Origin of the sequence: Stenotrophomonas sp. NPDC077420, from assembly GCF_044543385.1 — a bacterium.
Taxonomy (GTDB): domain Bacteria; phylum Pseudomonadota; class Gammaproteobacteria; order Xanthomonadales; family Xanthomonadaceae; genus Stenotrophomonas.
The window spans coordinates 49,301-63,290 of the sequence record NZ_JBITVZ010000014.1 but is presented as its reverse complement, the minus strand read 5'-3'; the positions used below and the strand labels follow the sequence as shown (position 1 = coordinate 63,290).

The 13,990-nt window shown below is 68.3% G+C and carries 7 protein-coding genes and 1 pseudogene; 2 read left to right on the top strand and 6 right to left on the bottom strand.

The genetic code is table 11. From position 1 onward, the window contains the following. Positions 1-3: 3 nt before the first annotated feature. The 5 genes from mdcA to ACIGII_RS14130 form a co-directional block, all read right to left on the bottom strand. On the bottom strand, positions 4-1,647 hold the full coding sequence (gene mdcA, locus ACIGII_RS14150; protein WP_399639017.1) for a malonate decarboxylase subunit alpha: 1,644 nt from the start codon (positions 1,645-1,647) through the stop codon (positions 4-6). A 381-nt stretch (positions 1,648-2,028) separates the two neighbouring features. Beyond that, a complete protein-coding gene (locus tag ACIGII_RS14145; protein WP_399639015.1) occupies positions 2,029-4,221 on the bottom strand; it encodes a TonB-dependent siderophore receptor in 2,193 nt (730 codons plus the stop codon). A gap of 233 nt (positions 4,222-4,454) precedes the next feature. After that, the gene (gene mqo / locus ACIGII_RS14140) at positions 4,455-6,215 is read right to left on the bottom strand and encodes a malate dehydrogenase (quinone) (RefSeq protein WP_399639013.1); all 1,761 of its coding nucleotides are present in this window, start codon (positions 6,213-6,215) and stop codon (positions 4,455-4,457) included. 217 nt (positions 6,216-6,432) lie between these two features. Then, entirely contained in the window at positions 6,433-7,020 is a 588-nt protein-coding gene (locus ACIGII_RS14135; protein ID WP_399639011.1) for a hypothetical protein, read from the bottom strand. 382 nt (positions 7,021-7,402) lie between these two features. Beyond that, positions 7,403-8,308, bottom strand: a complete 906-nt coding sequence (locus ACIGII_RS14130) for a LysR family transcriptional regulator ArgP (RefSeq protein ID WP_399639009.1) — start codon at positions 8,306-8,308, stop codon at positions 7,403-7,405. 132 nt (positions 8,309-8,440) lie between these two features. Between ACIGII_RS14130 and ACIGII_RS14125 the strand changes: the two genes are divergently transcribed. Both ACIGII_RS14125 and ACIGII_RS14120 read left to right on the top strand, forming a co-directional pair. Continuing rightward, complete coding sequence (locus tag ACIGII_RS14125) at positions 8,441-9,076, top strand: LysE/ArgO family amino acid transporter (protein WP_399639008.1); 636 nt, start codon at positions 8,441-8,443, stop codon at positions 9,074-9,076. A 124-nt stretch (positions 9,077-9,200) separates the two neighbouring features. Continuing rightward, a pseudogene (locus tag ACIGII_RS14120) lies at positions 9,201-11,183 on the top strand (alpha/beta hydrolase family protein). 6 nt (positions 11,184-11,189) lie between these two features. On the opposite strand, the gene ACIGII_RS14115 reads toward ACIGII_RS14120, so the two are convergent. After that, positions 11,190-13,841, bottom strand: coding sequence for a hypothetical protein (locus ACIGII_RS14115; protein ID WP_399639006.1), 2,652 nt, complete (start codon positions 13,839-13,841; stop codon positions 11,190-11,192). Positions 13,842-13,990 lie beyond the last annotated feature (149 nt).

Sequence of the window (13,990 nt, the reverse complement as noted above, 5' to 3'; positions counted from 1 at the left end):
CCCTTACCAGTTGCGGAAGCGCTTGGGCGGGTCATACAGGCCGCCGGACCAGCGCACGAGGTCTTTCACCGACCGCGCGGCGAGCAGGTCGCGGGTGGCGTCGCGCATGTGGATGCCGAGGTCGTCGGGACGCTGGATCACGCCACGGTCGCGCAGGTTCTCGACCATGGCGCGGTCGCGTCCCAGGCCGACGGCGGTGTAGCCGGCCACGCCGCGGATCGCCTGTTCGCGCTCCTCCGGGCTGCGGCACAGCAGCAGGTTGGCGATGCCTTCCTCGGTGAGTACGTGGCTGACGTCGTCGCCGTAGATCATCACCGGCGGCAGCGGCATGGCGGCGCGCTCGGCCAGCGCCCAGGCATCCAGGCGGTCGACGAAGGCGGGAGCCATGTGTTCGCGGAAGGTTTCCACCATCTGCACCACCAGCTTGCGTCCGCGCGGCATCTCGCCGGGGCGTGCGGCCTGCTGGCCGGCCTTGAGCCAGGCCGGGCTGGCGTGGCGGCGGCCGCGCGCGTCCGAGCCCATGTTCGGGGCGCCGCCGAAGCCGGCGATGCGGTCGCGGGTGGCGGTGGAGCTGTTGCCCTGCAGGTCGATCTGCAGGGTGGAGCCGATGAACATGTCGCAGGCGTACAGACCGGCGGTCTGGGAGTAGGCGCGGTTGGACCGCATCGAGCCGTCGGCGCCGGTGAAGAACACATCGCTGCGTGCGGCGATGTACTGCTCCATGCCCAGCTCGGAGCCGAACGAGTGCACCGAGGTGACGAAGCCCGATTCGATCGCCGGAATCAGCGCCGGATGCGGGTTGAGCGCCCAGTGCTGGCCGATCTTGCCTTTCAGGCCCAGTGATTCGGCGTAGGTGGGAAGCAGCAGTTCAATGGCCGCGGTGTCGAAGCCGATGCCGTGGTTGAGCCGGTTGACCCCGTACTCGGCGTAGATGCCTTTGATGGCCATCATCGCCATCAGCACCTGGATCTCGGAGATCTGCGCCGGGTCGCGGGTGAACAGCGGTTCGATATGGTTCGGGCGCGGGGCCTGCACCACGAAGTTGACCCAGTCGGCGGGAATGTCGACACGGGGTAGGGTGTCGACGATCTCGTTGACCTGGGCGATGACGATGCCGCCACCGAAGGCCGTGGCTTCGACGATCACCGGGGTGTCTTCGGTGTTGGGGCCGGTGTAGAGGTTGCCGTGGCGGTCGGCGGCCTGCGCGGCCACCAGCGCCACCTGCGGGGTGAGGTCGATGAAGTAGCGGCCGAACAGTTCCAGGTAGGTATGGATCGCGCCGATCTGGATGCGCCCTTCGGCGACCAGGTTGGCCAGCCGCACCGATTGGGGGCCGGAGAAGGAGAAGTCCAGCGTCGAGGCGATGCCGCGTTCGAACACGTCCAGGTGCGCGGGCAGCGAGAGCACGGACTGCACCATGTGCAGGTCGTGGACGCGGGCGGGGTCGAGCTCGGCCAGGCACTGGGCGAGGAAGTCGGCCTGTTTCTGGTTGTTGCCTTCCAGGCAGACCTTGTCGCCGGGTTCGAGCAGCGCGTGCAGGAGGTGGCTGACGTCCCCGGCGGCGACGGCGCGGCCGCGCGCGAAGGGGGCGGCCCGTTCAAGCCGGGCGTGGCGACCACGTTGCCGGGTGTCCCAGGTGGGGGTCATGGCGGGGTTCCGAAGGGCGTTTCGGTAATTACGCCATAATTACGAAGACGGGTGCAACCCGCACCGCAACAAAAAAGGCAGGGCCCGCCGTACGGCGGGCCCTGCCTCGTGCATTACCGGCTCTCGTCACGGCGTGCCGTCAGACGCTGCCTAACAGGGGTAGCGCCGACTGTCAGTCGGCTCGGCGGTTAGCGCGGTCTGCCAGACCCCGCCAACCGCCGCCGACCAACGGTCGGCGCTACCGTGCCGGACGTTTCCGGACGTTTCCGAACGTTTTCGAACGTTTTCGAACGTTTCCGAATGTTCCGGACGTGCCGGACGTGCCGGACGTTCCGGATATTCCGAATGTTTCCAAACGCTTCCGAACCTTCCCCTCTGCGCTCAGAACGTCCAGCGCAGGCTGGCCGAAACAAACCGCGGCTCGCCGTAGTTGTTGTAATCCAGGTTCGCCCAGTACGTCTTGTCCAGCGCGTTGCGCACGTTCAGCGAGGCGGTCCAGCTGTCGTTGATGGCGTAGTTGGCGTGCAGGTTGACCAGCATGTAGGCCGGCTGCTTCACGGTGCGGGCGCCGCCCAGCGGGTAGGGGATGTTGTAGCCCTCCACGTCGCTCTGCCAGGAGAAGCCGCCGCCGACGGTCAGCCTGTCGAGCACGCCGGGCAGGCGCACGCTGGTGTTGAGCTGCAGCAGGTCTTCCGGCGGGTTGGCGTAGAGCATGTCGGTGGGCGCGCGGGTCACCTTGACGTGGGTGAAGCCGGCATTGACGGTCCAGCCCGGCATCACTTCGCCATTGATGTCCATTTCCCAGCCACGCGCCTTGGTGCCGTTGACGCCGATGTAGGCGGAGCTGCCGTCGCTGAGCGAGCCGTCGGGCAGGCTCATGTCGCGCACGGCGTAGTTGTCCTGCTTGGCTTCGAACAGGGCGGCGTTGGCGGTCAGGCGGCCGTCGAACCACTGGGTCTTCAAACCGGCTTCCAGGTTGGAGCCCTGCACCGGCGCCAGCAGGTTTTCGTTGCGGTCCTTGTAGTTCTGCGGGTTGAAGATTTCGGTGTAGCTGGCGTAGGCGGAGACGTTCGGGGTGATGTCGTAGACCAGGCCGACATAGGGGGTGACTTCGTCGCTGACCTTGTAGGCGCCGCTGGTGGCGGTATAGGCGCCGGCGGCGTTGTAGGCGCGGGTCAGGGTTTCCCAGCGGCTGAGGCGCGCGCCGGCGATCAGCGACAACGGGTCGGCCAGGCGCAGGCGGGCGGCGAGGTAGACGCCGCTCTGGGTGGTGTGGGCGACGCGGCGGGCGCCGGTGCGGGTGTAGGTGACTTCGGAGATGTCGCCGTTCCAGCTGTAGACGTTGGGGATGTAGTAGCAGCGCTCGGCGCCGCAGCGTGCCCAGTCGGTGGGGTAGCGCAGGGCGATGGTATGGGTGGTGCTTTCCAGGTCGGCCCACTGTGCGCCGACGGTGAGGTCGTGGTCGCGGCCGAACAGGGGGAAGGCGCCGCTGAGGTAGGCGTCGACATTGCGGCGGGTGTCTTCGGAGTCGCCGGCGGCGGCGCGCAGGAAGATGCCGGCGCCGGTGACGGGGTCGGGGTTGCCGGTGCCGTAGAGGCGCACGTTCTGGACGTTGCCGCGGGTGTACGCGGTGTTGATCTTGAGCAGCCAGTTTTCGCCGAAGCGCTGTTCGAGGTTGGCGAAGGCGGTGCTGGTTTCGCGCTGCCAGTAGCTCCACTTGGGCGAGAGATTGGTTTCGCGCGGGAGGTGGACAAAATTGCCCTGGCTGTCGAAGAACGGGACGGTGCCCCAGGTGGAGCCGACCGGGTTGTTGTCCTGGGTCTGGTAGCCGACGCTCAGGGTGGTGCTGTCGGTGAGGTCGCCTTCGAGGACGGCCATGCCGGCCATCTTGTCTTCCTTGTAGCGGTCGTAATACAGCTCGCGGTCGGTGTAGGCGGCGACGACGCGGCTGCGGAAGCGGCCGTCGGCGGTCAGCGGGGCGTTGACGTCGGCTTCCATGCGGCGGAAGTCCCAGCTGCCGGCGCTGACGGCGAAGGAGGCGTCGAAGTCCTTGCCGGGGCGCTTGCGCAGCAGGTTGACGGTGGCGGAGGGAATGCCGGCGCCGCTGAGCAGGCCGTTGGCGCCGCGGATGACTTCGATGCGGTCGTAGAAGGCGGTGTCGTATTCCTGGTTGGTGGAGCCGCTGTAGGTGGGGATGCCGTCGACCTGGAAGTCGGTGATGGCGAAGCCGCGCGCGTAGTACAGGGGGCGCTGGGTGTCGTAGAAGGAGACGCTGACGCCGGTGACGTTGCGCAGGACGTCGTTGATGCTGAACAGCGCTTCGTTCTGCAGGCGGTCCAGGCCGAGCACGGTGGAGGACTGCGGGGTTTCCTGCAGGCTGATCGGCAACCGGGTGGTGCTGGACGGGGCGCGCTGGGTGCTGACTACGTTGACCTTGTCCAGGGTCTTGGCGTCGCCGGCGGCGTCCAGGCTGTCGGCAAACGCCAAGGGCGAGGCCAGCGACAGCGCGGCAAGCAGGGCCAGGCCCAGCGGGGCACGGCGGACGGAAGCGGGGGGCAAGGAACGGAAGGACATACGCGGTCTCAGCGGCAGGAGGGGGTGCACAACGGGACGCAAATGTAAATCGTTCGCATTCTAATTACAATAATTTAACGCGGGTGGTGTGTGGCGTCTCTTTGCTATCGGCTCCCGCCCCGCGCCCCCGACACACTCCGATGGCGATCGGGAAAGCAAAAAAAAACCGGCCGAAGCCGGTTTTTGTAGAGCGGGGCTCCGCCCCGCTGCTGTTGCTGCTCTTCGCTGCACGCTTACAACGCCTGCAGTTCCTCATCCTTGTTGCGCTTTTCCACCGGCGCTGCCGGCGGCGGGGTCATCATCACCGCCGGGCTGGTTTCGGCCGGCACGTCCAGGAACGGCAGGCGCAGGGTGTCGCTGGTCTGGCGGCGGATCTCGTTGGTCAGCGCGGCGCTGTCATTGAGCTTGCGGCCATAGGACGGCACGATCTCCTTCAGGCGCGCTTCCCAGCCGGCGGCCATCTGCCCGGGGAAGGCCTTCTTGAGCAGGTCGAGCATGATCGGCGGGGAGGTCGAGGCGCCCGGGGAGGCGCCGAGCAGGGCGGCCAGGGTGTGGTCCTGGTCGGTGACGATCTCGGTGCCGAACTGCAGCACCGCGCCCTTTTCCGGGTCGCGCTTGATGATCTGCACGCGCTGGCCGGCGGTGACCAGGGTCCAGTCTTCGCGCTTGGCGGTGGGGAAGTACTTGACCAGTTCGGCCTGGCGGTCGTCGTCGTTGAGGCGGGCCTGGCCCATCAGGTACTTCACCAGGTCCAGGTTTTCCAGGCCCACGTCGAGCATGCCGGCGACGTTGTCGTGGTTCACCGAGGAGTACAGGTCGAACCACGAGCCGTGCTTGAGGAACTTGGTGCTGTACAGCGCGAACGGTCCGAACAGGACCACGGGCTTGCCGTCGAGCTTGCGCGCGTCCAGGTGCGGCACGGACATCGGCGGGGAGCCGGTTTCGGCCATGCCGTAGGCCTTGACGCCGTGGCGGGTGGCGATGGCGGGGTCCTTGAAGGCAAGGAACTGGCCACCGACCGGGAAGCCGGCGTAGTGCTTCGATTCGGGAATGCCCGAGAGTTGCAGCAGCTTGAGTGCGGCACCACCGGCGCCAATGAAGACGAAGCGGGATTTGACGGTGGATTCGGTGCCGGCGTTGAGGTCCTTGACGGTAACGTTCCAGGTCTTGTCATCGTTCTGGCGCAGGGCGCGGACTTCGTGTTCCAGGTGCAGGCTGAAGTTCGGGTTGCGCTGCAGGCCGGCGGTGAGCTGGCGGGTGATCACGCCGAAGTTGACGTCGGTGCCGAGCGGCATCCAGGTGGCGGCGACCTTCTGGTTCGGGTCGCGGCCTTCCATCAGCAGCGGCGCCCAGGCCTTGATCTGCGCGGGGTCTTCGGAGTACTGCATGCCGTAGAACAGCGGGTTCCGGACCAGGGCCTGCTGGCGCTTGTGCAGGTAGGCGATGTTGTCATCGCCCCAGACGAAGCTCATGTGCGGGGTGGGATTGATGAAGTCCGACGGTTGGCTGAGACGGCCTTCCCTGACCTGGTGCGACCAGAACTGGCGCGAGATCTCGAACTGCTCGGCAATGCCGACCGCGCGCTTGGTCTCGATGCTGCCGTCGGGCAGTTCCGGGGTGTAGTTCAGTTCGGCGAAGGCCGAATGCCCGGTGCCGGCGTTGTTCCAGCCGTCCGAACTTTCCAGGGCGACGCCGTCGAGACGTTCGTACACCTGGATGTTCCAGTCCGGCTGCAGTTCCTGCAGGAAGGTGGCCAGGGTGATGCTCATGATGCCGCCGCCGACCAGCACGACGTCGACCGGCTTGTTGTTGGCGGCCGCCGGTACCGCGCGCTGGTGCAGCGGCCAGTACAGGAACAGGGCCGCTGCGATCAGCAGCAGGGCGAACAGGGCAAGGAGGGTCTTGGCTACGGTTCGGCGTCGGCGCGGCTTGGCCGGGCCCGTTGCGGAACGCTGCGCGGCGACGTCCGCGGTCTTTCCAGACGCTGTCGTCATGGGAATTCTCTTCTTGGGTGAGATGGGGGCAGGATGACGACGCTTCAGGGATGAAACGTGAAGAAACAAGCGCTTGGCGCATCCAGGGCTCGATTTTAGTCCTTTCCGGTCCTGATTTGGTGCAACGCAGCATTCCCGCCAGCGGTCAGCGCCACCACGTCTCCGTGCCCGACGCGGGCGTGCCGGCGTAGCGCCACGCCCTGCGTGGCTGGCCCCGTCAATCCGCGCCCATGGTGAAATATTCCGCCAGGAAGTACCCGCACTGGTACACGAGCGCCACCACCGCCAACCCCAGATGCACCTGTCGCGATCGGCTGGCGATGCCCACTCCGGCGATCACCAGCATCACCGCGGTATGCACCGGATAGGCCTCGCCGAGCATCTGCCAGCGGCTGTGGCCCTTGATCGCGGTGTCGCCGAGGTCGAGCAGCGTCACCAGCGCCAGCATCCCGAAGAAGCCGGCGCGCCGCTGCAGCAGGTACTGTTCGTAGCTGCCGTACTCGCGCAGGTCGTCGGGGAACAGCAGCACGCACAGCATGTACCAGCTGGCGCAGTAGCCGATCACGAACAGGTACAGGCCGAAGGTCCATTGCCGCACCTCGGCCAGGCGGAATTCCCACCACCAGAAGGTCACCACCGACACCAGCGTCCACAGCACCCAGCACAGGTGGATGCCGGACCAGCCGCCACGCCGGGCCGGGTGCTCGATGATCGACGCCAGGCCCTTGACCAGGGTGGTGATGCTCAGGCCCAGGATGATGCTGAGCACCACGCGGATGTGCAGGTAGACCGGATCCGATTCCATAACCAGGCCCAACAGGCGGGGAGATCCCATCCTGCAATGGCAACGGGGGGCCTGTCATGCCGGCCGGTGTGAAAGCCGGCGCGTTGCGCCGCCGCCCGACCAACGGTCGGGCGCTACCGGCAGAGGGTCCGCGGCGGCCACGCGCGCAGCCGCCCGCCCAACGGCCGGGCGCAACCGGCGGATGGCCCGCGGCGGCCACGCGCGCGCAGCCGAGGTAGTGCCGACCGTTGGTCGGCACCTGCGCCGCCGTGGCGGCGCTACCGCTTGCTGCGCCGCCGCCCGACCAACCGTCGGCGCAACCGGCGGATGGTCCGCAGCGGCCACGCGCGCGCAGCCGAGGTAGTGCCGACCGTTGGTCGGCACCTGCGCCGCGGCGGCGGCGCTAGCGCTTTCGCCGCACCAGCGACGCGGAGGCGGCCAGGACCGCCTGGGTCAACAAGGCCATGGTCTGCACATCGCCCTTCCAGTGCTGCCAGTACAGCGGCACGTCTTCCCACGCGCGCTGCTTCATCAACACCAGCCGGCCCGCTTCCAGGTGCCGCTTCACCAGCGGCAGGGGATTCATGGTCCAGCCCAGGCCACCCAGGTTGGCCTGCACGAAGGCGCGCGTGGACGGGATCCACCAGGTCGGTGCGGTCATCGGCAGGTCGTCGCCGGCCAGGCGCCGGGCAAAACGCGCCTGCATGTCGTCCTTGCGGTTGAACACCAGTACCGGCGCCTGGGCCAGCGACTGCGCGTTGACGCCCTTGCCGAAATAGCGGGCATGGAAGGCCGGGGTGCAGGTGGCGGCATAGCGGATGCTGCCCAGCGGATGGATCTGGCAGCCCTGCACCGGTTCGTCCAGCGTGGTCACCGCTCCCAGCACCGCCCCCTGGCGCAGCAGGGCCACGGTGTGGTCCTGGTCTTCCAGGCGCAGGTCCAGGGTGGTGCCGGTCTGTCCGGCGAAGCGCAGCGCGGCATCGGTGAACCAGGTTTCCAGGCTGTCGTGGTTCACCGCCACCGGGATGCTGGCATGCGGCAGGTCCTCGTCGGCGATGCCCATCCGGTGCAGGGCGTCGTGTTCCAGCAGCGCGGTCTGTTCGGCCAGCTGCACCAGCACCTGGCCTTCCGGGGTGGCCACCGCCGGCGAGGCACGCTTGACCAGCAGCCGGCCGACGCGGTCTTCCAGGGCCTTGACCCGTTGCGACACCGCCGAGGCGGTGACGTTGAGCGACTGCGCCGCGCGTTCGAAGCTGCCTTCGCGGATCACCGCCGCCAGGGCGCGCAGCTGGGCATGGTCGATCCGCATGGTCTTAAGTTCCGCTAAGGATGGTTAAGTAAGTTTAGCTCTACTTTTTCATGTTGCGGCGCGACAATACGCGCCATCCGGTGCTGTACGCCTTGGCGAGGCACCGCTCCCCCGCAAGACAGGTAGCAACCCATGTTCTCTTTCATTTCCGGCGGCCCCGGTCTGGCCGCGTGGTTCAGTGGCGCCGCCGCCGGCATCGGCCTGTTCGCCGTGGTTGGCGCGCAGAGCGCCTTCATCCTGCGCCAGGGCATCCTGCGCAAGCACATCGTGCCGGTGGTGGCGACCTGTGCGGCGATCGATGCGATCTTCATCTTCGCCAGCGTGGCCGGGCTGAACACGCTGACCCGCGCGCTGCCGTGGCTGACCACCGTGGTGCTGTGGGGCGGGGTCACCTTCCTGGCCTGGTACGCCTGGCAGTCGGCGCGCCGCGCGCTGGCCGGTACCGGCGGCATGCAGGTGGACGACAGCGACAACAGCTCGCGCCGCGCGGTGCTGACCGCTGCGGTCGGCTTCTCGCTGATCAACCCGCATTTCTGGCTGGACATGATGGTGATCGGGTCGATTGCCGACAACTTCGGCACCGCGCGCATGGCCTTCGCCGCCGGCGTGGTCACCGCCAGCTGCCTGTGGCTGACCGCCCAGGGCCTGGGTGCGCGCCTGCTGGCGCCGCTGTTCACCAAACCGAAGACCTGGCGGATCCTGGACGGCACCATTGCCGTCATCCTGTCCATCCTGGCGCTGAGCCTGGCGTTCCGCGGCGTGCATTGATCTCTCTCTCTCTCTCTCTCTCCATCAATACACGTCCAGATGGCACCGTTCGCGGTGCCATTTTCTTTTGCGGTATGGCTAGAATCGGCGCGCACGGACACGGTGTCCGGACCAGGGGGAAAGGATGCGTCATTCAATGTGGGCGGCAGGGGCGGTCATTGCCCTGCTGTGCGGCTCGGCCGCACCGCTGGCAGCGGCAGGACTGGACCTTGAGCACTAGCTCAAGCGCGACACCTTCACCGACATCAAGCTGTCGCCGGGCGGGGAGTACTACGCAGCCACGGTGCCGATGGAAGACCGCACCGCGCTGGCCATCCTCAGCCGCGCCACCGGCAAGGTCACCGGCTCGTTCGTGCCGCCGCGCAACACCCACGCCACCGCGTTCTACTGGGTAGGCGACCAGCGCGTGCTGATCGGGCTGGCCGAGAAATCCGGCAGCCTGGACACGCCGCGCCCCACCGGCGAGCTTTACGCGATGAACGCCAACGGCGGCCGCGGGGAATTGCTGGTGGGCTACCGCGTGGAAGGCAATGGCCCGGGCACCCGCATCCAGCCGAAGAAGGTCGAGTCGGTCGCCGCGTTCCTGATCGATTCCATGCCACAGGAAGAGCGCAACGTGCTGGTGGCGGTGTGGCCGTTCTCCGAAGACCCGTACACCCGCGTGGACCACCTGGACGTTGCCACCGGTCGACGCCAGACCGTGGCCCGCTCGCCGGTGCGCAATGCGGACTTCACCAGCGACCCGAACGGGCAGATCCGCTTCACCCACGGTGCCGGCATCGACAACGTCAACAAGCTGTACTACCGCGATGCGATCGGCGAGGGCTGGAAGCTGGTCAACGATGAGGCCGACAGCGGACGCATCGAAACCGCGCTCGGCTTTTCCGAAGATGCCAGGACCGCCTACCTGCAGGTGGAACAGCCCGAGGGCCCCGATGCCATCGTCGCCTGGGATCCGGTCACCGGCACCCGCACGCCATTGCTGCGCGACCCGGTGGTCGACCCGCACCAGCTGATCTACCGCCCCGGCACCCGCATACCGGTCGGCGCGCTGTACCTGGGCGACACCCCGCGCACCCGCTTCTTCGATGAGCGTTCGGCCGATGCCCGCCTGTACCGCAGCATGGAAGCCGCGTTCGGGGGCGATGCGGTGTTCATCGCCTCGAGCACGCGCGATGGCCGGCACGTGCTGGTGCAGACCTGGTCCGGGCGCAACCCGGGCGACTTCTACATCTTCGATACCGTCGCCAAGAAGGCCGAGCACCTGATCAGCCGCAGCGCCTGGGTCGACCCGGACGCGGCGGCCAAGGTGCTGCCGTATGCATTCAAGGCGCGCGATGGCATGCAGCTGCATGGTTACCTGACCCTGCCAGCCACGGCGGGTGCGGCCAAGCCGCCGCTGGTGGTGATGCCGCATGGCGGCCCGTTCGGCGTGTTCGACGACGGCAGCTATGACAGCGAAGCGCAGATGCTTGCCGGCGCCGGCTATGCCGTACTGCAGGTCAATTTCCGGGGGTCGGGCAACTTTGGTCGCGCCTACCGGCATGCCGGTGCCAGGCAGTGGGGAGCGGCGATGCAGGACGACGTCACCGACGCCACCCGCTGGGCGATCGCCCAGGGCCATGCCGATGGCGCGAAGGTCTGCATCTACGGTGCCAGCTACGGCGCCTATGCGGCCATGATGGGAGCGGTGCGCGAACCGGGCCTGTACCGCTGCGCCGCCGGGTACGTGGGCGTGTACGACCTGCCGATGATGCACACCACCGGGGATATCCAGCGCAGCGGCTCCGGCGGACAGTATCTGAAGGAATGGCTGGGCGACCCGAAGCAGCTGGCCGAGGTGTCGCCGGTGAACCTGGCCGCGCACATCACGGTGCCGGTCTTCCTGGCCGCAGGTGGCGAAGACGAACGTGCACCCATCCAGCACACGCGGCGGATGGAAGCGGCCCTGACACAGGCCGGGGTGCCGGTGCAATCGCTGTATTTCCCCACCGAAGGCCACGGCTTCTACACCGACCCGCACCGCCGCGAGTACTACACCCGGTTGCTGGCGTTCCTGTCGCGCAGCCTGGGCGGCGAGACGGCCAGCCCGGCCGCCCAGCCGTAGCGCCGATCAGAACGCCATCGACAGCTGCATCTGCGCCTGCAGGTCGCGCATCCCGAGCAGGCGCTCTGCGATGAGCGCGCCGCCCAGCCCGGCGCGCCGGTAACGGTAGTCCGTGCCCAGCGTCACCCGGTAGTCCATGCCGGACGGTGCCAGCCCGGGCACGGCGAAGTCGTGTTCGCCCGCACCGTGCAGGGTGGCGCGGCGCACGCTGGCCGTGTGCGCCAGCGCCGCGGACAGCGCGGCATCCCCCCGCAGCGTCCAGCCGTTGCCCAGGTCGCCGTGCAGGGCGGTGCCCAGTTCCAGCTGCATGCCGCGGCGGGTACCGGCCGACACGGCCAGGCCCAGGGCATCGGCACCGACCTCATGGAATGCGCCCTCGCGCGCACGGTACGCGCTGACGCCCAGTCGCGGCTGCCAGCCCAGGCCTGCGGCGGACAGCTCGGTGCTGAGCGTGGTGGCCAGCCGCGTGCGCGACAGGGCGCGCTGGCTGTGCGCGGTCCTGCGCGTGCTGCCCCAATGCAGCTGGCGCTGGCCGTCGGTCTGGTGCCACTCGTTGCCGAGCAGGTACTGCAGGGTGAATGCACCCTGCGGCCGGGCCATGCCGATCCCCGCAAAGCGCGAGTGAGAACGCGTCTGGCCCCCATCGCTGGAGAAGTCCGAGCCCAGCAGGCCGGTGCTCAGCTGCAGCTGACGACCGCCGCCCAACGGCATCGCCACCTGCATGCCGGTGCCCACGCCCTGCACGCCGGCGCTGCGTGCCGAACCCGGACCGAATGCCACCATGCGGTAGCCGCGGGCGGGCGTGGCACGCGCCAGGCTCGACCAGAACGCATCGCCGTTGGCGCCCAGGCGCAGGCCGGCCATGGCCAGCCCCGCGCCGGACAGCTGCTGCAGCGCGTGGTTGAACTCGGCAGCGCTGGCCACTTCCAGGCTGTGGTACAGCGCGTTGTTGCCGTAACCGGCTTCCAGCGCCGAGGCGACGCCTTGGGTGCCGGCGTCGGCCAGGTCGCGGTAATCGTTGCGGGTCATCACCACGTCGACCGTGCCGGCGGCGTCGCGCTCGGCCTGGGCCTGCCACACCACGGTGGCGCTGCGGATGTTCTGCTCGCCGCCGTCGGCACCGACGAATACGCCCTGCAGGCGGACCTGCGAGGCATCGGTACCACGGGTGAAACCGGTATCGACGTCGACATCGGACAGTTCACCGCCTGCATGCAGCACCATCTGCCCGGCGCTGCCGTCGGCGTTGGTGCCGACGGTGTAGCCGACGATGCCACGCGGTGCCTGCCAGCCCAGGTCCGGCGCCGGGCGATCGGCGCCCTGGGTGGCCAGGTCGGCATGCACGCCGCTGCCGTTGCCATGCACGTTGACCTGGCCGTTGTTGATCAGCCGCCCGCCGCCGCCGGCGCCCATGCGGAAGGCGTGCGAATTGTCGGCGTGGATGTTGATCACGCCGCCACGGCGGTTGTTGAGCGTGGCCGAGCCGTCGGACTGCATCGCCACCAGGTGCTGGCCGTTGCTGCCGCCGGCCACGCCCAGGTTGATCACCCCGTCGTTGATCAGGGTGGCGCCGCGTGCGCCGGACATCGCCACCGCGCCGTCACCGGTGACGGTGAGCGTGCCCTGGTTGAGCAGGGTGGCATGGCTGCCTTCGGCGTGCAGCGCCGCGTGGTTGCGCGCGTTGCTGGTGATCTGCGCGCCCCGGTGGTTGATGCCGGTGCTGGCATGGCTGTCGGCGACCAGGGTCAACACGCGTGCGTCGCCGGCCAGGCTGACCTGGCCGTGGTTGTCGAAGGCTTTGATGGTGTCGCGGTCATTGCCGACCCGCGCGGTCACGGCGTGCACCAGCGCGCCCTGGTTGAAGCGGCCGCTGGCGGTGACCGTACCGTGGTTGTCGAATTCGGCCATGCCGCCCAGGACGAAGCCGCCGCCGTCGACCACCAGCAGCGCGTTGCGGCGACGCTCGCCGTTGTCGAATTCGCTTTCGCCGCTGAGCGTGACCACGGTATCGCGCAGTTCCATGCGACCCAGGTTCTCCAGTTCCGAATCGCCGTCGATGCGGATGCTGGTGCCCTGCGCGAACAGGGTGCCATGGTTCTCCAGGCTGCCATCGCGCATCAGCTGCAGCTGGCCGTGCAGGTCGAGCTGGCCGTGGTTGCCCAGCTCGCCGTCGTTGTCCAGCAGCAGGCGCGCGGCCTGGCCGATGCGCAGGGTGCCGCTGTTGCGCAGCTGGCCGTCGTTGCGCACCGCCAGGGTGCCGGCGCTGATCTGCAGGCTGCCTTCATTGCGCGCGGTGCCGACCACGCGGGTTTCCACGCTGCGGTCCCAGTGGATGTCGGTGCCGGCGGCGGTCAGCTGCTGGTTGCCGCTGTACTGGCCGCCTTCGCTGCCGGGCGCCGCGCCGCCACCGCCACCGTCGCCGCGTCCACCGCCACCGCCACCGCCTGCTGCTGCAGCGCCGGCGGCCAGGGCCAGGCCGCCCAGCAGCCAGCCGCTTGCGCCGCGCGACCCGGCCTCGTTGTCGTCGCAGTGCAGGTCATCGTGCGTGGTATCGCAGTCCGGCGTGTCGTCGGCATGCACGGGCGCGGCGAAGGAGGTGCAGAGGGCGAAGGCGATGAACGCGGCCAGGGGCCGCGGGGACGGAACTGCACAGATCATTGGACACTCCATGGACGCGTCGGGAAGCGCATGCATCGGCTTCGGGCAGGCCTGCACGCGGGGAGCGCCATGGTGGTAAGCGCGGGGGGCGCGAGTAACTACAACTAGTTTCAACGACCGGGAAGTGTGACTCGGTCGGATGGTGTTAA